Source organism: Pseudokordiimonas caeni, assembly GCF_026719705.1.
GTDB lineage: Bacteria > Pseudomonadota > Alphaproteobacteria > Sphingomonadales > Kordiimonadaceae > Gimibacter > Gimibacter caeni.
The window spans coordinates 127,120-151,506 of record NZ_JAPPRR010000002.1 but is presented as its reverse complement, the minus strand read 5'-3'; the positions used below and the strand labels follow the sequence as shown (position 1 = coordinate 151,506).

The window sequence follows — 24,387 nt, the reverse complement described above, 5'->3', positions numbered from 1 at the left end:
TCGCCCCCGCTGGTATTGCCGGTGGGGGCTTTTCTTTCTAGCCTCAGCGAACAGAGGGACGGGAACCGATGCAGGATATGCGGATCAGGCGGGTGGTGATTGTGGGCGGCGGCACGGCCGGCTGGATGAGCGCGGCGCTGCTGACGAAGGTGCTGGGCGCCGGGCTTTCCATCACGCTCATCGAATCCGACGAGATCGGCACCGTGGGTGTGGGTGAGGCCACAATCCCGCCCATCCAGGTTTTCAATCAGGCCATCGGCATGAATGAAGCCGACTTCGTGAAGGCCACCGGCGGCACCTTCAAGCTCGGGATTGAGTTTGAAAACTGGGGCGGACTTGGCGACCGTTACATGCATGCCTTCGGCACCATCGGCCGCCCGCTTGGCCTCACGCCCTTCCATAATTTCTGGCTGCGCGCCCGGCAGGCTGGGAAGGCGGATGCCGGCAGCCTGTGGGATTACAGCTTCAATTATCAGGCGGCATCGCGCGACCGCTACGCCCGGCTTGACCGCATCCCCAATTCGCCCCTTGAAGGCATTGTCGAGGCCTATCATTTCGATGCCGGCCTCTATGCCCGCTTTCTGCGGCAAGGCAGCGAAGCGGGCGGGGTGAAGCGCATCGAAGGCATGATCACGGGCGTCAACCGCGACGGCGAAAACGGCTTCATCCGGTCAGTGACGCTGAAGTCCGGCGAGACTATCGAGGGCGACCTTTTCATCGATTGTTCGGGTTTCCGCGCACTTCTGATCGGTGAAGCACTCGGGGTTGGGTATGAGGACTGGACCCATTGGCTGCCGTGCGACCGCGCCGTCGCGGTGCCGGCCGAGAACGGGCCGCGCCTTCGGCCTTATACCCAGTCCATCGCCCACAAGGCGGGCTGGCAGTGGCGCATTCCGCTGCAGCACCGTGCCGGCAACGGCCATGTGTTTTCAAGCAGTCACATCAGCGAGGATGAAGCGACGGCGACCCTGATGGGTAATTTGGAGGGCAAGCCGCTCGCGGACCCTCGCACCATCCGCTTCCGCACCGGGCGGCGGGCCAAATTCTGGGAAAAGAATTGCGTGTCTGTAGGGCTGTCTTCGGGCTTTCTGGAGCCCCTCGAATCGACCAGCATCCACCTGATCCAGACCAGCATCGTGCGGCTGGTGCAGATGTTCCCGGATCTGAATTTCGCCGCCGCCAATATCGCCGAGTATAACGCGCAGGTGGGGTTCGAATATGAACGCGTGCGCGATTTCATCATCCTGCACTATCATCTCAACCGTCGCACCGACACCGCCTTCTGGACAGCGTGTCGCGAGATGGCAGTGCCCGAAAGCCTGACCCATCGGCTGGATCTGTTCCGGCAGACCGGGCGCATTTTCCGCGAGAACAACGAGCTGTTTTCCGAAGTCGCCTGGCTGCAGGTGATGGTGGGACAGGGATTGATGCCGGAAAGCTTCACGCCGCTCGCCGACAAGCTCTCAGACGAGCAACTGGGGCAATATCTCGCGGACCTGCGACAGATTATCGATGCCAATGTGGCGCGCCTGCCCGGCCACCGCGAGGCTGTTGCCCGTCTTGTCGCTTCCGCCGCCTGATTTTTTGCAAAAATATGACAAGCTAGATCGCTGGTCCGGTTCTGGACCGGCGCCATAACTATTTATAAATAAACATTTACCGCAATCTCTAGGTCAGCGCCGATTCAAACTAATTATGCAAAAACATGAAAATTGGCTTGATTTTTGCATAAAATCAGCTACCGTTTGCACAGGTTTCGCGGCGAATCGTGCGCGAAGCCTTAAGTTTCGAACCGGCCCCGCCTCGGCGGACGTCAGTTCCAGCTTACATTGGGGACCCTCAAAACCACGGGCAGTCATTGTCCCGTGGTTTTTTTTGGTCTCCGCCCGGGCCCTCAGGCCGGGGACGCCAGTGCGGCCCCGATCAGCGCTGCCGCATCGGTGGTGATGAGGCGGACCGGGATCGGGGTCAGATAATCGGTGACCGGGCCCTTTTCGCTGAAAAGCTTGGCGAAACGGTCGCGGTCGATGAAATGGGCAAGCTTCGGCAGGATGCCGCCGCCAATCATCACGCCGCCGCGCGCGCCGTGGGCCAGCGCCATGTCGCCTGCCGTGCGCGCCAGGATATCAAGGAACATGCGGACGGTTTCCACCGCCAGCGGGTCGGTGCCGGCTTCGGCGGCCGCGCTGATGTCTGCCGCCGAGAGCTCGACAACCGATCCCGTTGCCTCGCGGCTGAGGAAGCGGTAGATGCGGGTGAGGCCGCGGCCGGACATCAGCAGTTCGACCGACACATGCACCGCATCGGGCTGCAGGAAGCGGACAAGCGCCTGCTCGCGGTCATCGCTGGGGCTGAAGCCGATATGGCCGCCTTCGGTGGGCACCACAGTCCAGTTGCCGTTCGTCGGCATCAGGATCGCCACGCCGAAACCGGTGCCGGGGCCAACCACGCTGATCGGCGCACCCTTTTCACTGCGGCCTTCGCGGATGACCATGCTTTCACTGTCGCCAAGCCACGGCACGGCGTGGGCGAGGGCGGCGAAATCATTCAGGAAGGAGACAGTGCCGAGGCCGGTGTCGCGTTCCACGCTTTCGGCGTCAATCGTCCAATCGAGGTTGGTGATGCGGCCGCCGGTGGCGCGCACGGGGCCGGCAAGTGCGAGATGCGCTTCCGAGGGCCGGTCGTCCTGCCCAAGTGTTTCAAGATAGGCGCCCAGCATCACGGCAAGGCTCGGGAATTCGCGGCAGGCATAGCGCTGGATGCCATCAAGCCGGATACCGCCCGTCCGGGTGTCTGTGGACGCCAATGCGAAGCGGCCGTTGGTGCCACCGATATCGGCGACGACAAGCGGACGATTTAGGGGCGCGGGTTTCATTCCCATCTGGCGGCCTTCAATTCTGGACAAACGTGCTGAAACTTTTCTGCAATGGTTTTACGGGCCATTGACAGCGCTGTCAATTAAGACACGCAAACGGCCGGGGAAGTCGGACCTCCCCGGCCGTTCCGGAAACCCCTAGGGGCGGGTCTCCGGGTTAGTCCTGTGTGGCCTCGGCACTGTCGGCAGCGAGGCGTTCGCGCACCGTGCCGGGGCTCAGGGTGACATAGGATTTCAGCACATCGATGGCTTCCTTGGCGGCCTCTTTGGGGGCGCGCTTGCCATCCGCCACGTCACCGGCGATGCCGAGGATCGGCATGTACATTTCCATCGGCTCGCCCTGGATCGTCAGACCGAATTTCGGATGGTCGCGCTCCAGCTTCGTCCATTCGGCGCGAATGAGCGCCCAGAAGGGCTCGGTCTTTTCAAGATAGTCGGTGGCAATCGTCACGTCGATGCCGTCGAAATGCTTGTAGGTGTTGATGCCCACTTCATGGGCCAGCACCTGCGGCTTGCTGCCGGTGAGGATCAGCTTCTGGTTATCCTGTTCATGCACCCAGCCGGTCGGCGTGATGGCATGGCGGTTGACGGCGGCAATGGCGTGATAGTCGCTGCGCGTGGTGGCGTCGCGGCGGGGCAGGGGTCGCCAGCTGCGGTTCGATGCCCACGAATGCTCGCCGTGTTCATGGCTCCATGCGGCAAGACCCGCGTAGCGCGGGGCATCATCCACCTGATAAACGACTTGCGACCATTTGCCTTTGGCCTCAGCCGGGCTCAGGTCACGACGCACCCAGGTGTTGGCACCGATATAGTCGGGGATTTCCCTGGGCTCATAGGTCCAGTCCTGCCGCCAGTGCTTCACCGGCATGAAAGGCATTTCCTTGCCGTCGCCCACTACAAGGATGTGCTGCAGGCTGATGAAATCGGGCCGTTCCTCGATCACGCGGACGACCTCATAGGCGCCGGATTTCTTCGGCTCTTTCAGGTCGTAGCCCTCCACGAAAGCGGCGGATTCGATGAAATGAAAGGTGACCTTGTAGTCGCCCGCCATCGCCTTGATGGCGGCGCGGTCGGCGGCAATGTCAGCGACCGGCGCAGCAGCCACGGTCGGTGCCGTGGCTGACTGGCTGCCCGTGCCCGCGCAGGCGCCCAGCATCAGGGCGGCGGCCAGCGTCAGGCAGGTGAAGGGTGTGCGTTTCATGGTTCTGGTCCTCGCATTCTCGTTCGGTCGGGATTCTCGAAAGCTTTTAATCATAATGATTCTTACTTGCAATATTATTTGAGCAGGATTAGACGAGGTATCACGCAAATGCGAATCGTTTGCAAATTATAGCCGGCAATCAGCGAGGTGCAATACCCGACGGCCGGTCCAGGGAAGAAAGGTTTAGAGAATGACGAACCGGATGAGGACCACCCGGCTGGCACTGCTGGCAGGCGTGGCTGCATGTGCGACCCCCGTGATGGCTGCCGAAGGCGGCGGCGCGGCGGACATGACGGAAATCAGCATTGTCGCCACCCGCAACCCGATGCCTGCCTTCACGGTGCCGGGCTCGGTGAGTGTGGTGAACAAGGCCGAGATCGACGACATGGTGGCTTCCAGCATTTCCGACATTTTCGCGACCGTTCCCGGCCTGATGTTCGACGGCGGCCCGCGCCGCAACGGCGAGACCCCGGCGATCCGCGGTCAGGCGGGCGAGGGTGTGGTTGTCCTTTTCGATGGCGTGCGCCAGAATTTCCTTTCCGGCCACGACGGTCGCTTCTTCATCGAACCTGACCTGCTGAAATCGGCCGAAGTGGTGCGAGGCGGTGGCTCGGCCCTTTATGGCTCGGGCGCTGTCGGTGGCGTGCTCGCCTTCCGCACGGTTGATGCGGCCGATCTTTTAAAGGACGGCGAAACGGCAGGCTACCGGCTCGCCGCCGGCTATCAGGACGGCAATGACGAATGGATGGGCAGCGCCACACTTTTCGGCCGCTCGTCGGACGGCAAGTTTGATGGTGTGGCCAGCCTCACCAAGCGTGGCTCGGGTGACATCAAGCTCGGCGACGGTAATACGCTGCCATCAGACGATGATATCGGCTCCGGGCTCCTGAAGGGCACGGTGAAGGTGTCGGAAGCCCTGACGGCCAGCTTCGGCTGGGTCGGCTACCGCAACGATGCCATCGAGCCCAACAACGGCCTTGGCAACAATACGGGCGACCTTGTGGACAAGAAGGTGCGGTCCGATACCTACCGCGCCAACCTGCATCTGGCGCCGGTTGATAACCGTTTTGTCGATGCCTCGCTCGTCGCTTATGTGAACAAGGCGCGGGTGGATGAAGCCGAACTGGATAGCGCCCGCGAAATCGGCCGCAGCGTGACGACCCACAGCGTGGCACTCGATAACCGCAGCCGCTTCAAGCTCGGCGAATCCGCGTCTGTCACCTTCACCTATGGCGGCGAATATTACGAAGACAAGCAGACGGGTACAGACAACACAACGGCCGACGGCACCCGCGGCGGCGTGCCGGACGCCAAGGCCAAAACCTTGGGTCTGTTTGCGCAGGCTGAAATCGCCACCTCGACGGCTATCGGCGATTTCCTGATCATCCCGGCGGTGCGTTACGACCATTTCAAGAATGAAGCCATCGGCACAGCCGAGCGCCCGTCCGACAAGGCGACCTCGCCGAAGATCGGTGTGACCTGGGAACCGGTTGAGGGCTTCATGATCTATGGCCAGTATGGCGAGGCCTTCCGCGCCCCCTCCTTCAACGAGATTTTCGCTGACGACCTGCACTTTGAAATTCCGCTGATGCCGGGGGTGGTGGCACCCAACTATTTCATCCCGAACCCTGATCTGGCGCCTGAACGTTCGAAGGGCTGGGAATTTGGCGCTGGTGTCGATCAGGCGAACCTGTTCACGACTGACGACCGGCTGACGCTGAAAGGTGGCTGGTTCCGCTCGGATGTGAAAGACCTGATCGACCTTGAGGTCAATTTCGCCTTTTCGCCCGGCTGCTTCATCCCCGGCATGCCCGGCGGCTGCAACGCCGGCACCAGCCGCAATGTCAACACAAGCGAAGCCCGGCTGGACGGGATCGAGCTTGAAGGTTCCTACGATCATCCCCGCTTCCGGATCGTCGCTGCCTACAGCACGATCGACGGCAAGGATCTGAAGACCGGCGACTATGTCGGCATCCTTGCCCCGAATCGCCTGTTGATGACGGGCGAGCTGAAACTGCCTGAAATCGACGCCCGCATCGGCACGCGCCTCGATATCGCCGGCAAGTTCGACAAGGTGGCAGATCCCGCAGATGCGCGGGCCGCTTACGAATCTGTCGATATTTTCTTCAACTGGGCGCCAAAGGGCGCGCTGGAAGGACTGCGTATTGATCTTCGCGTCGACAACCTGTTTGATACAGAGGTCGAGCGCGTCTTCGCCGGCGTGGTTGATCCTGGCCGCAATGCCAAGGTCCGCGTCGGCTGGAGCGGGAGCTTCTGAAAATCCGGGGGGATTGAATGACCGAAGAACAGCAGGGTACGCAGGTTACATCCTATAACGCCACGGCCAAGGGCCTGCACTGGATTGCAGTGCTCCTGATCCTCGGCCTCAGCATCGTTGGCCTCTATTTTTCCGATCTGCCGCGCGGGGACGAAAAAACGGCGCTGCGCAACATGCACGCGTCCACCGGGCTCCTGCTGCTCTTCCTCATGGTCGTTCGCCTTGGCTGGCGGGTGCGGTCCGGCCGCCCCGCCGATCTCGAAACCACGACACCCCTGCAGGCCAAAATCGCCCACGGCATGCATCATCTTCTGTACCTGAATGTGTTCGTGCTGATCGGGGCAGGAATGATGTCCATCCTCACGACCGCCACGCCGGTGCCCTTCTTCGGGCTGTTCGAAATCCCGTCGCCCTTCGAGCGCGATATGGACCTGCATCATCTTTATGAGGAAATCCACGAAGGGGCATGGATTGCACTCATGGTCCTTGTGGGCTTGCATATAGTTGCGGCCCTTTATCACGCATTTGTGCAGAAGGATGCCACACTCCGGCGCATGTGGTTTTCTAAAAAGTCCTGATCTGCCATAATGTTGGCGTCCATTGCAGGGCGTGCAGTATATGGTTAATATGATATTAACCATATGAATTTTGTGCTATTCTCATTTCTGGTCTCGACTGCCCGTGTTTCCAGAGATGAGGAAGGCCATGTCCGCCCCGTCGTCAGCACGTCAGTTTTCCCCCTTTGAGCCGGTCGAACTTGTTTCGGAAGGCGCTCCCCTGCGACCGGCCCTTGATCTGCATCCGCAGGCACGGTTCGTGCTTGATCGGGTCCTTGACCGTGTCACCCGGTTTGTTGATGGCGTGGTGCCGCGCAGTGCCATCCATCCGCAGGATTTTGCGGTGGCCTTGCCGAACATCGCCATGATAGACGTTCGGTTTGAAGATGACGGAGATTTCACGGCCAATGCCACAATTGTGGGTGAGGAGTTGTCGAGCCGATACGGGCTCAAGCGTGGCGAGGTCAGCCTGCAGGCGGTCAATGCCGATGCCGACCGGCGCTTCCGCGAGGTCATCCGGTTCATCCGGCGGGTTCGTCGCCCTGTGGCGGTTCGTGTGCCGCGCATCCTCCCTGGTCGCCCGTATTATGAGGCTTGCGGCCTTTATGTTCCCTACAGCCGCGAGGAAGATATCATCTGCGGTATCCTTCTGCATGCGGTTGTCATCACGTCTCATCATTAGCCTCGGCCTCCTTGCCGGCCCGGCGACAGCAACGGCGTCCGAGCCGGACCACCAGTCCTTGCCGCGCGAAGTGACGGTCTATGCGCGGCACAACCCGCCGTTCGTCAGCGTTTCCGAAAAGGGAGAACTGCAGGGAGTGGTTGGCGAGACGGCGGCGCATGTCATCCGCGAGCTTGGCTGGGACCTGCAGGTTGTCGGCAATGTGCCGGAAGGGCGGCTCTACCGGATCCAGGACCCGGAGATGGAGCCGCGGAATGCCATCATCCTCGATACATTCCCGACGCCCGAACGGGCGCTCAACGGCTGGCTCACGCGCACCATCATCACCGAATATGCGGCGCTCATCGTGCGGACGGGTGAAGAGGGACAATATCGGATCGAAAGCCCCGAAGCCCTCGCCGGTCATCCTGTGGCGGGCCGCATCGGGTTCAGCTATCCGGCGATTGATGCTGTCCCGGGTATCCTGATGATGCGCATGAACAGCAATCTCGCCAGCCTGAACATGCTGCTCTCCAACCGGGTGGATATTGCGGTGGTGAATGCCATCAGCGCGAGCTGGCAGTTCAATCAGGCAGGTCTGAAGGGGCGCTACAGTTTCCTGCCGCGCGCGCTAAACCGGGTGCCGCTGGTGCTTTCGTTGTCGCGCCGGGATTTCACGGCGGACGATCTTTCAGCCGTCAACGATGCCATCGAACGGTTTCAGGCCAGCGATGAATGGCCGAAGCTGCTTGAACGCTTCGGCGGGCAGGCGCTTTATCGCACCTTTCCAGTGATGATCGAGGACCCGTTCGCAGTCGCCGATTAGGCGTCTGGCAGGTCTTCCTCAATGATGGCCATCTGGAACTGGTAGGAAACCTCGCCTTCATCCTCGTCGCGGTACACAACCCCGATGAATTCATCGTCCAGCATCACCTCGACCGAATCGGAAACGTTCGGACGGCGTTTGAGGACGATTCCCTCCGACTGAAACAGGTCGCGCAGATAGGCTTGCAGGCGGGTGGTCTCTTTCGCGTTCACGGGCGGCATCCTTTTTGGCTGGCAGTGTGTCCATGTATCGAAGCCCGGTGCGCGGATGCAAGAAAAAGCGTGGCAAGCTTGTGAAAATCTTTCATTATGGCGGGCGGGGTCGATGCGAGGCAAACATGGAATATGGACGAGTAGGGGACCAGCCGCCCCTCGACCCTCAGATCATCGCCGAATTCATGGCATTCGTTTCGGAAAGCGCACGCACATTGGCGCGCTGCAGTGATGAACTGGATACGCGCGGCCGGGAGGCTGCCGCCCGCATCTTTGAACACAGCCACAATCTGAAGGGCATCGGCTCCACTTTCGGCTTCTCGCTGCTGACCGATGTGGCAGACAATCTTTGCCGCTATATCAAATATGTCGGCCCCACACCGGATTTCCGCACCGATGTGGTGAAGGCGCATGTGGATGCGATCATCCGGATTATCGACACGCCGATGCCCGGCGACGGCGGCCCCGAGGGCGAACGCCTGCTGGCGCGGCTGCAGGTACTGGCAGGATACTAGGCGTCGCTACCGGGCACTTCCCCGAAGCCGGCCCAGTCCTCGCGGCCGCCCTTGTTTTCAAGGACATTCTGAAGCGCTGCCACGGCCTTGCGATCATAGCGCTTGCCCGCTTCTTCCATCAGCAGGGTCATCGCCTTGTCGAACCCGAGGCCGCCCCGGTGGGCGCGCGCCGAAACCATGGCGATGAAGGCGTTGGCGACGGCCAGCACGCGAGCCGCCGGCTCGATGGCATCGCCAGAAAGGCCGGCGGGTTCGCCGCTGCCGTCCATATGGGCCTGCAGTTCGGCAAGGCTGCGATAGACAGGCCCCTCGAAATCGAGGTCCTTCAGGAGGGCTGCGCCTTTGCGGATGCTGTCACGCACCAGCGCCAGTTCTGCGGCATCAAGCGGGCTTTCCTTCGTCAGCACCGAAATCGGCACAAAAATCTTGCCGATATTGACGAGCCTGCCGGCGATGGAGACGGCCTTCAGGCGTACGTCATCCCAGCCAAGCTCGGCGCCGATGGCTTCGGCGACTTTGGCGACCCGCGCCGAATGATGACGGCTGAAGGGATCGCGGGAATCGATGATGTTGGTCAGCACGCCGATCAACTGGCCAAGCAAGGCTTCGCTGCGTTCGTGGGCGCGGATCAGGTCGGTGATATCCTGCATGACGACAAGGGTTGACGTGCCCTGCGAACTGTCGTCTACGGCCACGAAGTCGACCTGAAAGTGGCGTGGTTCGCCGCCCAGCGTGTGGGTGACAAGCGCCTGCGAACTGTCGCCGGCGAGCGCATGGGTGATGCCGTCACCCAGAATGCGCGCGGTGTCGCGGTTGAACACGGGCAGAAACTGGCGGTCGATCATGTCGTCGCGGTCGAGCCCCACAAGCGTCGTCATGCCCCGGTTCACGAAACGCACGGTGCCGTCGTCGGCAAGGGCTGCGATGGCGGTCGGCTGCGCGTCGCTCACATGTTGCAGGAACTGGCTCAGAAGCTCGTTTTCGGTGCTCAGCGCTGCTTGCGTGCGATAGGCCGCCATCAGGCGCTGCGAAACGCCGTAACGCCACACGAGTACAAGGACGACAAGAAGCGCGATGCCGGTGATGCCAAGGGTGATTTCAAGGCTCGTCCGGCGGGCCTCGATATCGGCCATGGCTTCCGACGCGCTGATCGTGTGCACCAGTATCCAGGGCACGGGGGCGGTCAGCTCGCGCCCGGTGACCAGAACCTTCTCGCCTGTGTAGCCCGCGAGGGTGGCAAAGCCGCCGGGGGTGGCGATGGCGAAGCTCGCGGCCGCGTCACGGCGCACCTCGCCAACGCGGCCACCGCCGGCAAGCGGGGTCAGTGAGATCACCGTATCGGGCCCGTTCGCGCCCGCTGGCATGGCGAGATAGGTTTCCGCCGTGCGAGTGGCATCCCCGGGTTGCTTGAGGGTCGCGAGAAAATCTTCGTCAAGCGGCCGGGCGCCGATGACCCATGCGGCGGTTAACCTGGCGGCCGCCCCTTCGGGCGCTTTCACGGGGGCCGCGAACAGCACAAGCGGTGTCTTGTCTTCAAGCTGGGGGCCGAGCGCGATGAAGCTGCCGGTGCGGCCCTCGCGCCAGTCGTGGCCGGCAAGCGACGGCATACCCCGGGTTGCCACCAGCGGTGCGCCGCCATTGACGGACAGAAGACCGAGGCCGGCCCGCTGCGGGCGTTTCACATTGGCGTTGACCGGGTCCAGCGCGCGTTGCTCGTGGAAGCCGCTACGGTCGGCCTCCGCCGACAGATAGTTCAGCACATAATTGCGCTGCGCCTCGACAACGGCCGGGTCGTCTATCCCCATCAGGCCCGCTGCATAAAGCTCGACCGTCGGGTCGGCAGCGATTTCTTCGACCTGTGCGAGATAGCGGTTGAGCCAGGCGGATGCATCGGCGGCGCGGCTGTCGGCGACGATTTCCATCCGGTCGCGCCAGCGGCCCATATCTTCCGCCTCGCGGGCATCGGCAAAGCTGTTGATCAGCAGAAACCCGACAACCAGCGCCAGCGCCACAAGCCCGCCGCCAATCCACCAGCCGGTTTTTCCCTGATCCATCGTCTGCATTCCTGCCCCCTCGTCACTCACCGGTTCCGACAGCAATGCTAGCTGCCGGTTGAAACGGCGACTATGTTGAATCAGAATGGGAATCGGTACAATTGTTTTGAGGGGCCAGATGGCGTCGCTTATCCAGTCGATCGTTTTCTGCATATGGCTGGCGCCGCCCCCGGACGCGGGTATGGCCTTGTCTGTGCCCGCGACTGCGCCGCCCGTTTCCCGCCCGGTGACAGCGCAGCCAGCACCGATGAAGACGGCAGCGCCCGCCGCTGTCGAGCCGGCCAAGGCCGTGCCGGGCCTTTTCGGCAGCACAGAGATTGCCTCGAAGGATCTGAGCGCCTTCACCAAATGGAGCGACATGTGGCGCCGGAGTGCTGCTGACCGGAATGAAATCGGCCGGGCGGATGCTGCAATGAAACATGGCGTGCAGGATTCCGAGGCCTGCGGCCGCGACAAGCGGCTCACCTGCGGGCGGGAATCCTGGGAAAATCTGGTGGCCGAGGCGCAGCAAAGATCGCCGATGGAAAAGCTGAAGGCGGTCAATGATTACATGAACCGCACCCCCTATATCATCGATCCCGAAAACTGGGGTGTGCCGGATTATTGGGCGACCCCTCGCGAATTTTTCCTGAAAGACGGCGACTGCGAGGATTATGCGATCAGCAAATATGTGACGCTCAAGCGGCTGGGCTTCGATCCGGCATCGATGCGGCTCGTGATCGTGCAGGACGAAAATCTGCGAATTGCACACGCAGTTCTCGCGGTCACACTCGGATCGGATGTATTCATTCTCGACAATCAGGTGGATGCCGTGTTGCCGCAGCAAAAGATATTGCATTACCGGCCGGTTTATTCGATCAATGAAACCGGCTGGTGGCTTCACCAGCGACGCCGCGCCCGGTCCTGAGTCTGGTTCTTTCGTTTCCAGAATTTTGAGAAAAACTATAATGGCGGTTGATCCCAAAGCCCTGAAACAGTTTACCGATTTTGTCGCCAATGCCGTTGCTCACCCCGACGGACGGCGCGCTGTGCATATTCGCCTTTCGGGGCTCGAGCGGCACTTCAGGGACAGCTATTTCCGTCGCGCGCTTGCTGCAACATTGAAGCCCCTCCTGTCGCGTCCCGGTGTGCTGCACCAGACGATGGCAGGGCTCGGCGACATCGTATTCACCGCCCGCGGGATCGACGATGTCGAGATCGAGGCCTATCTCGTCAAGGCGCGGAAGGATCTGAAGGATTCCGACATCATTCAGGGGCTGAACCCCGCCCCCGGCAAAAGCGACATGTTCGTCGGCTGGTACAACCTCGATACCGACGGGGCCACCTTCAAGGCGCAGATGGACGAACTGGTGCGCGAAGAACTCGCACTTGCCAATCCCAAACCGGCGGGGATCGCTGCCAAGAAGATATCCCTTGTGCCGGTCGATCGCCCGGACAAGCAGGTCGTGGTCAAATCACTGGACCCGGAATTGTTCGTGGTTCTTACCAAGGCCTTGCACGGCGCCGACGTCAGCGGCCTTGTCCGCAAGCAGGGCATCGTGGCTGTGATGCCCGGTGCGCCGCAAACGCCGGTGATGGTTCACCGCTCGATCCCCTTCTCGGTAATCACCGAAACCCTTCTTGCTGGCGTGCAGTTGCGCGGGGATCGCTGGCTTGCCGGCTATATCGAGGATTTTGTGACCGAACGCCTGCTGGCAAGCGGTCCGAACATGGCGAATGAACATTCGCTCGCCTCGATGGTGCGGGTGACAAGCCATGCGGTGAACAGCAAGGGCTTTGAAATGTTCGAACGGTCGCTTGGCGGCCTGTCGCGCGCCAAGGTCGTGCTCGAATTTTCGGTGAAGGATGCGGTCGAACGGCCGGTCGAATTCAACAAGGCTTGCGATTTTGCCCGCGAACGCGGCTTCCGCCTCGCGCTTTCCGATGTCGGCGCCGAAGGCCTCGCCTGGTTCCAGCCCGGCAATGTGCCGGTCGAGTTCTTCAAGGTGCGCTGCCCGGCCGGTGATGTGCCCGGCTGGTGGGAAACCCCGGTCAAGAAGGCGGTTGCCTATCTTATCGATTCTGTCGGCAAGGCACGGGTGATCATGGACGGGGTCGATGACGTCGGGGACCTCGACGTTGCAACCAAGCAGGGCGTGACGCTCTTCCAGGGCAAGGCCGTGGCACCGGCCACGATCTGATCCATCTTACTGGGGTGATTTCTTGGCGAGAATCCGCTGCAGCGTGCGGCGGTGCATGCCAAGCCGCCGGGCGGTTTCCGAGACATTGCGGTTGCACAGCTCATACACGCGCTGGATATGCTCCCACTTCACTCGGTCGGCGGACATCGGATTGTCGGGCGGCGGCGGTGCTTCGCGAATGGCCATGAGGGCCGCTTCGATTTCTTCCGCGCTTGCGGGCTTTGCAAGATAATCCACAGCGCCCGCCTTCACAGCGGCCACGGCGCTGGCGATATTGCCGTAACCGGTGAGGATGACGATCCGCATGGCGGGATTGAGCTCGCGCAGCAGGGGCACCAGATCGACGCCGTTGCCATCGGTCAGCCGCATGTCGAGGACGGCAAAGGCGGGTGGGTTTTCGCTGGCCAGACGCTGGCCTTCCTCAAGGCTTTCAGCTGCCGCCACGGCGAAGCCGCGCCGCTCCATGCTCAGTTGCAGGCGGGTGCGGAAGGCGCGGTCGTCCTCCACGATCAGCAGGCTGCGGTCGTTTGTGGTCATCTGGTGTCTCCTTCCCCTGGCGTCTTCGGCGGTGCGGTCCAGATGATGCCGATCTCGGCACCGCCTTCGGGACTCGTGCCGAAGCTCACCCGTGCGCCCGTGCGTTCCAGGAGCGTGCGGGCGATGAACAGCCCAAGCCCCATGCCGCCGTCGCGTCCGGCTTCGATCTCGCGTGTCGTTACATACGGCTCCCCGAGGTCGCGCACAATGGCTGGATCGAAACCCGGCCCGTCATCGCCGATCGTCACCAGCGTCTGGCCACCGTCCGACCCGAAACGGATGGTGACCTCGCTGGTGGCATATCCCGTGGCATTTTCGATGATATTGCGGAAGGCATGGATGGCCTCCGCACTCCGCGCCATCTGCGGCACCTCGCCCACGGGTTCAAACCTTATATGAATGCCGCGATGCTCATGGGGGGCTGCAGCTTCGCGCAGGATCGCCTCCAGGCTTTGCTGCGCGAAATGGTCAACCGTCCCCTGACGGCTGGCGCCAAGCTCGGCGAGGATTTCGCGGCAGCGTGCGGTTTCGGAAATGATCAGCTCGATATCGGCAAGCGCCGGATTGTCTTCGGGGCAGGTGTCTTTCAGGTCGTGCGCGGTGAGGTAAATGGTGCCAAGCGGCGTGCCCAGCTCATGGGCGGCGGCAGCGGCCAGGGTCCCAAGGGCAGAAAGGCGCTGCTCGCGTTCAAGCGCAATATGGCTCGCCGCCAGCGCATCGGCGCGCGACCGGCTCTCGCGTGCCAGATGGCCCGTATAGGCCGCGAGAAAGATCATGGCGAAGGACAGGGCAACCCAGGCGCCCGCCAGATGCAGGGGATCAAGCGTATAGCCATTCACACCGAACGGCAGCGGGTAGGGCGTAAAGGCGAGCCCGGTGACGGCGGCAAGTGCGAGGGCGAGCAGCGCGACCGTGCTGCGGGCCCGAAGGACCGATGCCGAAACGCTCGTCGGGGCCAGAAGCAGCACCGAGAACGGGTTGGCAAGCCCGCCGGTCAGGAACAGCAGCAGGGCGAGGACGACAAGATCAAACCCCAGTTGCAGGGCGGCTTCGCCGTCGCTGATGCGGGTATTGGCATCGCGCCCGACGCCGACGGCCACATTGACGAAGGCGGAAAGGCCGATCAGCAAAAGCGTCGCCAGCAGTGGCAGATCGAACCCCAGCCAGAAATTGACGACCAGAATGCTTGCGAACTGCCCGACAACAGCCATCCAGCGAATCTGGACAAGGCTGCCAAGGCGCACCGAGCCACCGGTGCTGAGGGGCGCGATCAGGCCGTCGCTTGAATTGTCAGCTGCTGGCATGCAGGGCTCCGGCAAGAAGGGCGATCAGCAGAAGGAAGGCGATCAGCGTTGCTGCAATCGCGACAAGCTGACAGCGGCGAATGTCGGCAGGCCCGAGCCGCGCCCGGCCGTCCGCCGGGCCGAACCAAAGTGCCGCGTCATCGCGCAGGTCTGTATCGCTTTTGAAATTGAGGCCAAGGCCGTAGGCAAGCACCCCCATCGGCAGCGCACGGGACATGAGATACGGTCCTTTGCCCGGCGCGAAACCACGGAAGGTGCGAGCTGAGCCGTGCGGCGCGAAAAATTGGGCGGTGGCGACCACCAGCCCGGCGATCAGCGTGCCGGGTAGGGCTGCAATCTCATGCAGGATCACTGCCCCGCGCTGAAAGGCACCCTTGGGGCGCAAGAGGCCCGATGGCGCGCCGGTCGAGACGGTCACGGCGATCAGCCGGAAAGGCAACAGCAGCGTGAAGCCGCCGATCATCAGGATGACGGCATTGACCACAAGGCCATCGGCGAACCGCAGCACGAGCCGCTCGAGCGCCCAGCGCGCCGCACCATAACGGTTTTCGTCTGCTCGATGCGTGCCATCGCCGAGCGCCTTGCCGATGGCACGGGTCAGGTCCCACACTGCGCGTTGGCCGATGGTGAGGACGAGAAGCACGAGCGCCAGCAGGCTGCCGATACGGCCGTCAAAAGCCACGCGGTCGACAAGATGCCCGAGGCCCGCGAGGGCCGGCGCGAGAACCGCGATCATCAGAAGGCCCCGCGCCATATTGGTCCCGTCGCCTCGCCCCGGCCTGTCGAGCCGGGCGGCAATGGCGGAGACAAGGCCATAGAGAAGATGATCCGGCCCGGGCAGGCGGCCAAGCAGGCGCCGGCCCCCAAGCGCCAGATCGACGAGCAGGGCGGCGATCAGGAGAAAGCTCCAGTTGGCGATGCTTTCGGCGACGGTCATCCGGGGCTTGCTCCGAAGCGGCTTGTGGGGCTGGTTGGCCGGGGTCAGCGTGCCCCGGCGTCTTCCAGAAGGCGGATCATCCGGCTGTTGCGCCGTTCCTTGGCATAGTCGAGCGCCGACTTGCCGGTAACGTCCTGCACATTGGGGTTGGCATTGTTCGCGATCAGGATCTGGGCAGCGCGGAACTGACGGTTGCGCACCGCTTTGGTCAGCGCGGTCTCGAGGCTCGCATCCGTGCGGTTGATATCCGCGCCGGCATCCAGCAGCATCTTGATCCCCTCGGCGTCGCCGGTGGTTGCGCGCACCATCAGCGCCGTCTCGCTGCCGCCACGGTCGGTCATGTCCGGATTGGCCTGATGGTCCAGAAGCATCTTCATGATCACCATATTGCCCTTGCGGGCGGCGATCAGGATGGCCGGCTGACCGCTGGTGCGCTGGCGCGTGTTGGGCGAAACACCCTTGTTGAGGAGCTCGGTCAGCTTGGCGATATCGTTGCTTTCAACAGCTTTCAAAAGTTCGAACTGGTCGCTCATGGCATGGGCGGCTTGGTTCGCCGCGAAAAGCGACATAAACAGGACAAGCCCCAGTCGGGCGAGAATCTTCATGTTAACTCCATCGTCAGTTTTCCGGCGCGCGCGGGGGGCGTGCCGCCGTTTTTTCGGGGATAGCAGGCCGTTTGTGATGGCGCCCCCGTGACATTGCGGCCCCATCTTTCTATATAAGGACTGGATTCTCAAGTCCCGACCAGCCGACAGTCCGCGCTGTTCACGGGATTGTTGCCGGATTGTTACGGAGCTTGCCATGAAAATCATTCGTCTTGTTGCCTGGGCCCTCGTTGCCGTGCTGGTCGTTCTGATCGGCGTGCGGCTCCTTACCGGCGCCCCGGAGCCGGCAAAAACCGATCTTGGCGCTGCCACACCGGGTGGTGCCTTCACGCTGACGACCCATACGGGCACAACTGTTTCGGACACGGATTTCCGGGGCCGCTACATGCTTGTCTATTTTGGCTACAGCGCCTGCCCCGATGTTTGCCCGCTCGAACTGCAGAAGCTGACATCGGCCCTTCTGAATTTGGAAGAAGAGGGCTACGACACCACACCGATCCAGCCCATTTTCATCAGCGTGGACCCCGAACGCGACAGCCCGGAAGAACTGGCGGGCTATGTGCCGCAGTTCCACCCACGCCTCATTGGCCTGACTGGCACGCCGGAAGCCATTGCCGAACTCGCCAAGGGATACCGGGTCTATTACCGCAAGGTCGATACCGGCAGCGCCATGGGCTATCTGATGGATCACCTGTCGGTCATCTTCCTGATGGGCAAGGACGGCCAGTATGAGCGTCTCTTCACCTCGCGCGATACGCCGGAAAGCATTGAGGAAGGCCTGAAGCCGCTCCTTGAGAAAGCGTCCTGATGGCATTCTGGCGCGACAAGCCGCTAGCCGCTCTTTCGCAGGCCGAATGGGAAAGTCTGTGTGACGGCTGCGGCAAATGCTGCCTGCACAAGCTCGAAGACGAGGACACGGGCGAGATCCACTATACGGATGTCGCCTGCCGGATGCTTGACCTGACGACGGCGCGCTGCAAGCGCTATCCCGAACGCAAGCGTTATGTCGCCAATTGCACGGTGCTGACGGCGCAGAATATAGAAAGCTTCGCCTGGATGCCGTCCACCTGCGCCTACCGGCTGCTCGCCGAAGGCAAGGACCTGCCGGACTGGCATCCGCTGGTGACGGGTGATCCGACAAGCACGCTGAAGGCAGGCCAGACGGTCGCCGGTCGCGCGGTTGACGAGCGCGTGGCGGGTGACTTCGAAGACCATATCGTCAGCTGGCCGGCGTGAGGAGACAGGGATGTTCGGTCGCCTGCTTGAAACCCCGCTGCCAGATGAACTGAGCGTCGCTTTGCCGGATGGCGGCACGATGCGGGTTGCGGTGCGGACGCACGCGACGGCGCGGCGCATGGTGCTGCGCTATGATGCCCGCACCGACAGTGCAAGGGTGACGGTGCCGAAGGGCGCGAAGGGCGCGACGGTCGAGCGTTTTGCCGCGAAGCATGCCGGCTGGCTGCTGAACGAACGGCAAAACCATGCCGGTGTCCCGAGCCTTGCACACGGTGGCCTCCTGCCCTTTCGCGGGAAAGATCACGCACTGCACTTCACCGGGATCAGCCCCCGGCAGGTGAAGGTGGCGGACGGTGCAATCCATGTTGGCGGCCCGGCGGACCAGGCACCTGCACGCCTGTCGCGCTGGCTGAAGGCGGAAGCCAAGGCCGATCTAGAGGTTTGCGTCAGGCAGCATGCGGCCAATCTTGGTGTCGAGTATGGCCGGGTTTCGGTCGGCGACATGTCAAGCCGCTGGGGTAGCTGTTCCTCGACCGGCACGCTGCGCTTCAGCTGGCGGCTTGTCCTCGCGCCTCGCCATATTCTTGATTATGTCGCTGCGCATGAAGTGGCACACCTTCTGGAAATGAACCATTCCCCGGCATTCTGGGCGCATGTGGCACGGCTGGTGCCGAACTGGGGTGAATCCCGTCGCTGGCTGCGGCAGGAAGGGGCTGCCCTCATGGCGGTGCGGCTGGACGGCGCTCCCGAGGACGAACCTTCAGTCGCGGCTGCCGAATAGCCGCTCCCACAGGCTTTTCTTGGTTTTCTGCCAGCCATCCTCTTTCTCGGCTGGTTTGTTCGTATCGTCGGCTGCCATGGACTGGGCCGAGGCGATATAAAGCCCGGCATCGGCCAGCAGCGGCCGCACTGGCGTGCCTTCGCTGGCTTTCTTCATGAAGGTGCCCCAGATGCGCGCGGGCAGGCGGCCCCCGGTTACATCCTTCATCGGCGCGAAACTGTCGTTCCCGACCCACACGGCGGTCGCGAGATCGCTCGTGAAGCCGACGAACAGTGCGTCACGGCTGTCCTGCGTGGTGCCTGTCTTGCCGGCGGCGGGGCGGTCAAGCTTCGCGGCGCGGCCTGAGCCATATTCGATCACCCCTTGCAGGCCTTCGGTCATGGTGGCGGCAACTTCATAGGAAATTGCCTGCCGCATCGACATGGGCGGCTGGCGGTACAGCACCCTGCCGCCGAGTTCGGTGATTTCGACAATGCCATAAGGCGAAGCCGCCATGCCGCCGCTCGCCACCGTGCGGTAAGCATTGGCGAGGTCGATCAGTTTCACTTCCTCGGTGCCGAGCGCAAGGCTCGGGTGCGGCGCGATCTGTGTGGTGATGCCCATGCGGTTGGCGAGGGCCGCGACATAGGGTGTCCCCGCCTCCTGCGACAGGCGCACCGCTACCGTGTTGGTCGATTTCGCAAGCGCATCGCGCAGGCGGATATCGCCGTCGAAACGGTTAGTATAGTTGCGCGGGCTCCATTTGCCGATGGTGATGGGCCGGTCGGAGACGATCTCGTTCAGGCTGTGTCCACGTTCGAACGCCGCGAGATAAGTGAAAAGCTTGAAGGCCGATCCCGGCTGGCGGGCGGCCTGCACGGCGCGGTTATACTGGCTTTTCCGGTAATCGCGGCCGCCAACCATGGCTCGCACGGCACCATCAAGGCCAAGTGCTATGAGCGCCCCCTGACCCGCGTTCACGGTGGACCCTTCACCGGCGAGGCCTTCCTCGATGGCGGCAGAGGCAGCGCGCTGCAGCTTCAGGTCAATCGTTGTGTGGATCGTGATGCTGATGTTGCCGACATTGGGCAAGAGGCGCCGGGCTTCGGCTTCCACCCAATCGGTGAAATAACGCACGTCGGGGCCGACCGAATCCTTCACGACCTTCGGCGGGCGGCTCATCAGTTTGCGGGCTGTCTCGGCTGGCAGGTGGCCTGATTCCGCCATGGTGCTGAGGACGACCTTGCCGCGATCCCACGCTCCTTCGGGGTTGATGTGGGGGGCGAGGCGCGAGGGCGCCTGCACGAGGCCGGCGAGCATCGCAGCTTCAGAGATCGTCAGGTTGCGGGCCCCGTGGTCGAAAAAGCGATGGGCCGCCGCATCGATTCCGTAGGCGCCGCCGCCGAAATAGCTGCGGTTGAGATACAGCGTCAGGATCTGTTCCTTGGTGAAGCGCTGCTCCAGCCAGAAGGCGAGCAATGCTTCCTGCGCCTTCCGCTTGAAGGAGCGCTGGTTGGTGAGGAACATATTCTTGGCAAGCTGCTGGGTGATGGTGCTGCCACCCGCGCGTACACCGCCCGAACGGATGTTGGTGGCGGCGGCGCGCGCAAGGCCGCGCCCGTCAATCCCGCCGTGATCGAAGAAATAGCGGTCCTCGATCGACAGGATCGCCCAGACCATGGCGTCGGGGATTTCATCGAACATCAGCCAGTCGCCATGCAACGGGCCGGAACGGACGAGCGTTTCGCCGCCCGCGGCCTTCACGACGACCGCCGGATCGTTGGCGCCAGGGTCCGGCAGGTTGTCAAGATCGGGCAGGTCGTGCGCGAAATAGGCGAAGATGATCATGCCTGCGATAAGCGCCCACACGCCGAGGACGGCGCCGGCATAGACGATATGGCCGAGAACGGAGCGTTTTTTGACCGGCCCCCGCGGGCGGGCGGGCGGCTTTTTGGATGCAGCGGGCTTTTTCGCCGGGGCGCTTGCCTTGGGTTTCGGCGCCTCGGTGGCTTTGGATGCGGGTGCATCGCCGCGTCGTCCGTTCGCGCGGGATGCTCCCGCCGACCGCTTCGCGCCGCTTGCCCGTTTTGCCTTGCCGTCCTGATCGCCTGCCATGCTTCTGCCGATTGGATTGCGGACGATGCCGATAGCCACCGCCCCACTCTATACCTTGTTTGTTCCTACCCCCAACCGGCCCGGATTGCAAAGGCCGGGTCGGCAGGCGAGGGCACCTTGCCCCGCGATTGCGGCATCTTGTGGGCGGGGCGCCACATTCCGCTACAATGCTGACTGAAATGCGATGTTGGTGTGACCGAACGTTCGGTCTGTTTCACGTGAATCACTCGTGCTAGGATGCGCCAAACCGAGCAGGGAGGCAGATAATGAAGGCGCAATTATCGAAGGCGGGGCTCGCGGACCGGCTGACCCCGGTGTTCGAGGCTTACGGGTACGAAGGCGCCAGCCTTTCATTGCTCGCGAAGGCAGCCGGTCTCTCGAAGGCGAGCCTTTATCATCATTTTCCGAATGGCAAGCGCGACATGGCCGCCGCCGTGCTGGCGCGGGCCGGGGCGCGGCTGCAAACGCTGGTGATCGCGCCCTTACACTCAACCGCAAGCCCGGTCGAGCGGCTGGGCCAGAGTCTTGACGGCGTGGCGCGACTCTATGAGGGCGATATTCCGGGCTCGTTGATGAACAGCCTTCTGGTTGGCGAAGGTCGCGGCCTTTTCGGCGCTATTGTCGCCGGGGGCGTGGCGGCGTGGGAACAGGCGCTGGCTGGCGTCTATGAAGCGGCAGGCAAACCGGCCGCCGCTGCCCGCGATACAGCCCGCCAGACGCTGGAGCGGATCGAGGGGGCCCTTGTCCTGTGCCGGGTGGAAGGCAGCCGCGCACCGCTTGAAGGGGCGCTCACATCCCTGCGAGGCGGACTTTAACCCTTGACCTTTGCCGCGCGCGGGGCCACATGAGGGGCGAACAATCCTGAAGGAATTCGTCATGTTTATCGAAACCGAAGCCACGCCCAATCCGGACACGCTGAAATTCCTGCCCGGTCGCATGCTGATGGATGAAGGCACCGCCAATTTCACGGATGTGGATGCGGCCAAGGGCTCGCCGCTCGCGACTGCCCTCTTTGGCCTTGCCGATGTGCGCGGGGTTTTTGTCGGCTATGATTTCGTGACTGTGACGAAAGCGACCGAAAGCGACTGGTCGGTTGTGAAGCCTGCCGTGCTTGGCACGCTCATGACCTTCTTCGCGTCTGGCGCGCCGGTCATCGATCCCGCCTATCTCGCGTCAATGGGCGGGCAGGGCGACGCTGAGGAAGACGCCGAGATCATCGCGCAGATCCGCCAGCTCCTGGACGAAAAGATCCGCCCCGCCGTGGCGCAGGATGGCGGCGACATCGTTTATCACGGCTTCAAGGAAGGTGTGGTTTACCTGCAGATGCAGGGTGCCTGCTCGGGCTGCCCCAGCAGCACGATCACGCTAAAAAACGGGATCGAGAATCTGCTGAAATATTACGTGCCGGAAGTTATCGACGTCCGCGCCGTCGATCTCTAATCGCTGACACTTGCCAGAAACGCACGGACCGTTTCCAGATACAGCGCTTCGTTCTCCCTCATGGTCGAGTGGCCGGCATCGGGGATCGTGTGATAGGCGCCACCTTTGATCATGCCGGTATATTTTCGGCATGATTTGGGTGCCGCTTCGTCAAACTCGCCGCAGATCACCAGTGCGGGTACCCGAATATCGGGGAGGCGTGCTGTCACGTCATAATCCCTGAGCGTGCCGGGTGCGAAAAACTCGGTCGGCCCCCACATATATTCATAAACATCATTGTTTTTCGCCGGCCCGCCGGCACGGTCGTCGGCGTTCGGGCATGGCGATTGGCGGCACATGTGACGCGCATAAAAGGCTTCCTCGGCGGCCCGGTAGTCCGGGTGATCCGTCGTGCCGGCTTCTTCATGGGTGATGATCGCGGTGCGTTCCTTTTCCGGCATGGCCTCGATCCATTCGCGGTTATCGGCGATCCATTGCCGGGTATTCAAAAGCGGGCTCGACAGAATGGCGGCCTTCAGGCCATCAGGGTTCCGGACCGCATATTCGGCCGCGAGCGTACCGCCCCAGCTGTGCCCGGCGATGATCACTTCCTTGAGGTCAAGCGCGCGGCGGATCGCATCGATCTCGCTCACGAAATGCTCGACTGTCCATCTGGCTCGGTCCCCCGGCCGGTCGGAATTGCCGGTATCGAGCTGGTCATAAAGAATGACGGGATAGGTATCCGAAAGTTTCACATAGGGCATGTTACCCCGATGGGTGCCGCCCGGGCCGCCGTGCATCACGATGATCGCCGGCTTCTTGCCAAGATGACGCGCCCCGTTCAGGCGGTACCAGATGCGCCCGCCATCGACCGGGATATAGCCTGCGATCTCGGGGTCCGTATGCGCCGAAACGGGGGGCGTGCCAAAGGAAAGCGCCAGCGCGAGCGCCCAGATGAATATCTTGATGAACCTGCTCACGATTGTCTCTCCTTCCGGGTGCCCGGCCTCAGTCGAGCGTGCCGCCCATCACCATGAAGAACTGGCCGAGCCAGTACCAGCGCCTGTCCGGCCCCGGCATGGTGCAATTGATGCGGCTGCGCCCCGGCGGGAAGGGCTTGTCGAACCGCACTTCCACGCGCTGCTCGCCGATCACCGTGACCTTGGCCGGTTCGCTCATATGGCTTGGATAGCAGCTCAGCGCCTTCAGGCCCGGCACCGGGCGCTCGAGCGTGAAGCCGAACAGCGGCGGGTTGCGGTCGGCGGCGAGTACCGGCTCCGCGGGGACCATTTCGCTTACCGGCAGGGCCTGCGCATTGACGATCAGCTTGAAGCGGTCAAGCCCCGAATAATTCTGGTTGAACGGAAAGCGCGGCAGCGCGAAGGGGTCGGACCCCATGCCTGCCACGCCTGAAAACTGCGCGAGCGCGGCCTTGAAGCCCGCCTGCTGCACAACCTTCCTGAGTGCCAGATCATATTCGCCGTAAGGATAGGCGAAGAAGGGGGGCACGCTGCCCAGTTCCTGCTGGAAGCGGCTGCTTGCCCGCGCGATATCCGCCTTGGCCTCGTTGACGCCGGCATGCACGGAATGAAGATGCGCGGCGCCGTGGTGGCCAATCGCCACGCCTTCGGCGCGAAGGGCGCGCACGGCATCCCAGCCGAGATAGCCCTGGCCCGGGCTGTCGGTCATGTCGGTCGAGACGAACAGGGTGACGGGGAAGCCCGCTTCCTTGAGGACGGGCCAGCCGAGGGTCTGGAAGGATGTATAGGCATCGTCCACCGTGATCGCCACACTACGCGCCGGCAGCTCCTGTCGGGCACGGAGCCTGGTGACGACCTCATCAAGCGGCAGGACATTGTAGCCGCCGGCCTTCAATTCACTGACGTGGGAGCGGAACTGATCTTCCGTCACGTTGGTGGCGGGCACGTTGTCCTCGCCGAAACGGTGATAGATCAGGATCACGGCTGACTGGTCTGCCGCTACGGGAAAAATTCCAAGGCTCGTCACCAGTACACCGAGGGGTGCCAGAAGCCGCAGAAACCGTTGCCGAAGGGCCATGTGCCGTCCTTTCCTGTCCGTCCCCGTATAACGTGGCGCCATCATATAGCCTGATAC

24 protein-coding genes are annotated in these 24,387 nt (G+C 62.6%); 13 read left to right on the top strand and 11 right to left on the bottom strand.

Translation table 11 applies throughout. The features are described 5' to 3' along the window. Positions 1-68 precede the first annotated feature (68 nt). Positions 69-1,580 carry a tryptophan halogenase family protein gene (locus OU694_RS09375; RefSeq protein WP_308910741.1) on the top strand — a complete coding sequence of 504 codons (1,512 nt, stop codon included), beginning with the start codon at positions 69-71 and terminating at the stop codon, positions 1,578-1,580. Positions 1,581-1,894: 314 nt separating this feature from the next. Here OU694_RS09375 and glk read toward each other — a convergent pair whose 3' ends face one another. Next, entirely contained in the window at positions 1,895-2,881 is a 987-nt protein-coding gene (gene glk / locus OU694_RS09370; protein WP_308910740.1) for a glucokinase, read from the bottom strand. Between the two features lie 151 nt (positions 2,882-3,032). After that, positions 3,033-4,076 (bottom strand): DUF6607 family protein, encoded by a 1,044-nt coding sequence (locus OU694_RS09365; RefSeq protein ID WP_308910739.1) that lies wholly within the window; start codon positions 4,074-4,076, stop codon positions 3,033-3,035. A gap of 190 nt (positions 4,077-4,266) precedes the next feature. Between OU694_RS09365 and OU694_RS09360 the strand changes: the two genes are divergently transcribed. The 4 genes from OU694_RS09360 to OU694_RS09345 all read left to right on the top strand — a co-directional run bounded on the left by OU694_RS09360 (position 4,267) and on the right by OU694_RS09345 (position 8,398). Continuing rightward, entirely contained in the window at positions 4,267-6,354 is a 2,088-nt protein-coding gene (locus tag OU694_RS09360; protein ID WP_308910738.1) for a TonB-dependent receptor domain-containing protein, read from the top strand. Between the two features lie 17 nt (positions 6,355-6,371). Then, positions 6,372-6,932 (top strand): cytochrome b, encoded by a 561-nt coding sequence (locus OU694_RS09355; protein ID WP_308910737.1) that lies wholly within the window; start codon positions 6,372-6,374, stop codon positions 6,930-6,932. A 127-nt stretch (positions 6,933-7,059) separates the two neighbouring features. Beyond that, on the top strand, positions 7,060-7,593 hold the full coding sequence (locus OU694_RS09350; RefSeq protein ID WP_308910736.1) for a hypothetical protein: 534 nt from the start codon (positions 7,060-7,062) through the stop codon (positions 7,591-7,593). Beyond that, positions 7,565-8,398 (top strand): substrate-binding periplasmic protein, encoded by an 834-nt coding sequence (locus OU694_RS09345; RefSeq protein ID WP_308910735.1) that lies wholly within the window; start codon positions 7,565-7,567, stop codon positions 8,396-8,398. Before OU694_RS09350 ends, OU694_RS09345 begins: the two co-directional genes overlap by 29 nt. Here OU694_RS09345 and OU694_RS09340 read toward each other — a convergent pair. Further along, complete coding sequence (locus OU694_RS09340; protein ID WP_373460310.1) at positions 8,395-8,619, bottom strand: DUF3126 family protein; 225 nt, start codon at positions 8,617-8,619, stop codon at positions 8,395-8,397. The genes OU694_RS09345 and OU694_RS09340 overlap by 4 nt on opposite strands. 116 nt (positions 8,620-8,735) lie before the next feature. On the opposite strand from OU694_RS09340, the gene OU694_RS09335 reads away from it, so the two are divergent. Continuing rightward, positions 8,736-9,125, top strand: coding sequence for an Hpt domain-containing protein (locus tag OU694_RS09335; RefSeq protein ID WP_308910733.1), 390 nt, complete (start codon positions 8,736-8,738; stop codon positions 9,123-9,125). On the opposite strand, the gene OU694_RS09330 is transcribed toward OU694_RS09335, so the two are convergent. Continuing rightward, the gene (locus tag OU694_RS09330) at positions 9,122-11,188 is read right to left on the bottom strand and encodes an HD domain-containing phosphohydrolase (protein WP_308910732.1); all 2,067 of its coding nucleotides are present in this window, start codon (positions 11,186-11,188) and stop codon (positions 9,122-9,124) included. The genes OU694_RS09335 and OU694_RS09330 overlap by 4 nt on opposite strands. Before the next feature lie 109 nt (positions 11,189-11,297). Here OU694_RS09330 and OU694_RS09325 point away from each other — a divergent pair, with 109 nt between their 5' ends. Together OU694_RS09325 and OU694_RS09320 are read left to right on the top strand one after the other, a co-directional pair. After that, entirely contained in the window at positions 11,298-12,086 is a 789-nt protein-coding gene (locus OU694_RS09325; RefSeq protein ID WP_308910731.1) for a transglutaminase-like cysteine peptidase, read from the top strand. Positions 12,087-12,126: 40 nt separating this feature from the next. Beyond that, the gene (locus OU694_RS09320) at positions 12,127-13,359 is read left to right on the top strand and encodes an EAL domain-containing protein (RefSeq protein WP_308910730.1); all 1,233 of its coding nucleotides are present in this window, start codon (positions 12,127-12,129) and stop codon (positions 13,357-13,359) included. A gap of 6 nt (positions 13,360-13,365) precedes the next feature. On the opposite strand, the gene OU694_RS09315 is transcribed toward OU694_RS09320, so the two are convergent. From OU694_RS09315 to OU694_RS09300, 4 genes are read right to left on the bottom strand one after another with little or no spacing between them, the layout of a single operon-like run. Beyond that, positions 13,366-13,896, bottom strand: coding sequence for an ActR/PrrA/RegA family redox response regulator transcription factor (locus OU694_RS09315; protein ID WP_308910729.1), 531 nt, complete (start codon positions 13,894-13,896; stop codon positions 13,366-13,368). Continuing rightward, positions 13,893-15,200: an ActS/PrrB/RegB family redox-sensitive histidine kinase gene (locus tag OU694_RS09310; RefSeq protein WP_308910728.1), complete on the bottom strand. Its 1,308-nt coding sequence runs from the start codon at positions 15,198-15,200 to the stop codon at positions 13,893-13,895. The genes OU694_RS09315 and OU694_RS09310 overlap by 4 nt, the downstream gene beginning before the upstream one ends. Next, the gene (locus OU694_RS09305) at positions 15,187-16,137 is read right to left on the bottom strand and encodes a hypothetical protein (protein ID WP_308910727.1); all 951 of its coding nucleotides are present in this window, start codon (positions 16,135-16,137) and stop codon (positions 15,187-15,189) included. The genes OU694_RS09310 and OU694_RS09305 overlap by 14 nt, the downstream gene beginning before the upstream one ends. A gap of 44 nt (positions 16,138-16,181) precedes the next feature. Further along, positions 16,182-16,742 carry an ankyrin repeat domain-containing protein gene (locus OU694_RS09300; protein ID WP_308910726.1) on the bottom strand — a complete coding sequence of 187 codons (561 nt, stop codon included), beginning with the start codon at positions 16,740-16,742 and terminating at the stop codon, positions 16,182-16,184. A 196-nt stretch (positions 16,743-16,938) separates the two neighbouring features. Here OU694_RS09300 and OU694_RS09295 point away from each other — a divergent pair, with 196 nt between their 5' ends. From OU694_RS09295 to OU694_RS09285, 3 genes are read left to right on the top strand one after another with little or no spacing between them, the layout of a single operon-like run. Then, positions 16,939-17,550, top strand: coding sequence for an SCO family protein (locus tag OU694_RS09295; RefSeq protein WP_308910725.1), 612 nt, complete (start codon positions 16,939-16,941; stop codon positions 17,548-17,550). Then, positions 17,550-17,978, top strand: coding sequence for a YcgN family cysteine cluster protein (locus OU694_RS09290; protein ID WP_308910724.1), 429 nt, complete (start codon positions 17,550-17,552; stop codon positions 17,976-17,978). Before OU694_RS09295 ends, OU694_RS09290 begins: the two co-directional genes overlap by 1 nt. Before the next feature lie 10 nt (positions 17,979-17,988). Continuing rightward, entirely contained in the window at positions 17,989-18,759 is a 771-nt protein-coding gene (locus OU694_RS09285; RefSeq protein ID WP_308910723.1) for a M48 family metallopeptidase, read from the top strand. Here OU694_RS09285 and OU694_RS09280 read toward each other — a convergent pair. Continuing rightward, positions 18,739-20,853, bottom strand: a complete 2,115-nt coding sequence (locus OU694_RS09280) for a transglycosylase domain-containing protein (protein ID WP_308910722.1) — start codon at positions 20,851-20,853, stop codon at positions 18,739-18,741. The genes OU694_RS09285 and OU694_RS09280 overlap by 21 nt on opposite strands. 266 nt (positions 20,854-21,119) lie before the next feature. On the opposite strand from OU694_RS09280, the gene OU694_RS09275 reads away from it, so the two are divergent. Together OU694_RS09275 and OU694_RS09270 are read left to right on the top strand one after the other, a co-directional pair. After that, positions 21,120-21,668: a TetR/AcrR family transcriptional regulator gene (locus OU694_RS09275; RefSeq protein WP_308910721.1), complete on the top strand. Its 549-nt coding sequence runs from the start codon at positions 21,120-21,122 to the stop codon at positions 21,666-21,668. 61 nt (positions 21,669-21,729) lie between these two features. After that, positions 21,730-22,293 carry a NifU family protein gene (locus OU694_RS09270; protein ID WP_308910720.1) on the top strand — a complete coding sequence of 188 codons (564 nt, stop codon included), beginning with the start codon at positions 21,730-21,732 and terminating at the stop codon, positions 22,291-22,293. Here the strand turns inward: OU694_RS09270 and OU694_RS09265 are convergent. Then, on the bottom strand, positions 22,290-23,252 hold the full coding sequence (locus OU694_RS09265; RefSeq protein WP_308910719.1) for a proline iminopeptidase-family hydrolase: 963 nt from the start codon (positions 23,250-23,252) through the stop codon (positions 22,290-22,292). The genes OU694_RS09270 and OU694_RS09265 overlap by 4 nt on opposite strands. A gap of 28 nt (positions 23,253-23,280) precedes the next feature. Continuing rightward, the gene (locus OU694_RS09260; RefSeq protein WP_308910718.1) at positions 23,281-24,330 is read right to left on the bottom strand and encodes a polysaccharide deacetylase family protein; all 1,050 of its coding nucleotides are present in this window, start codon (positions 24,328-24,330) and stop codon (positions 23,281-23,283) included. Positions 24,331-24,387: the final 57 nt, after the last annotated feature.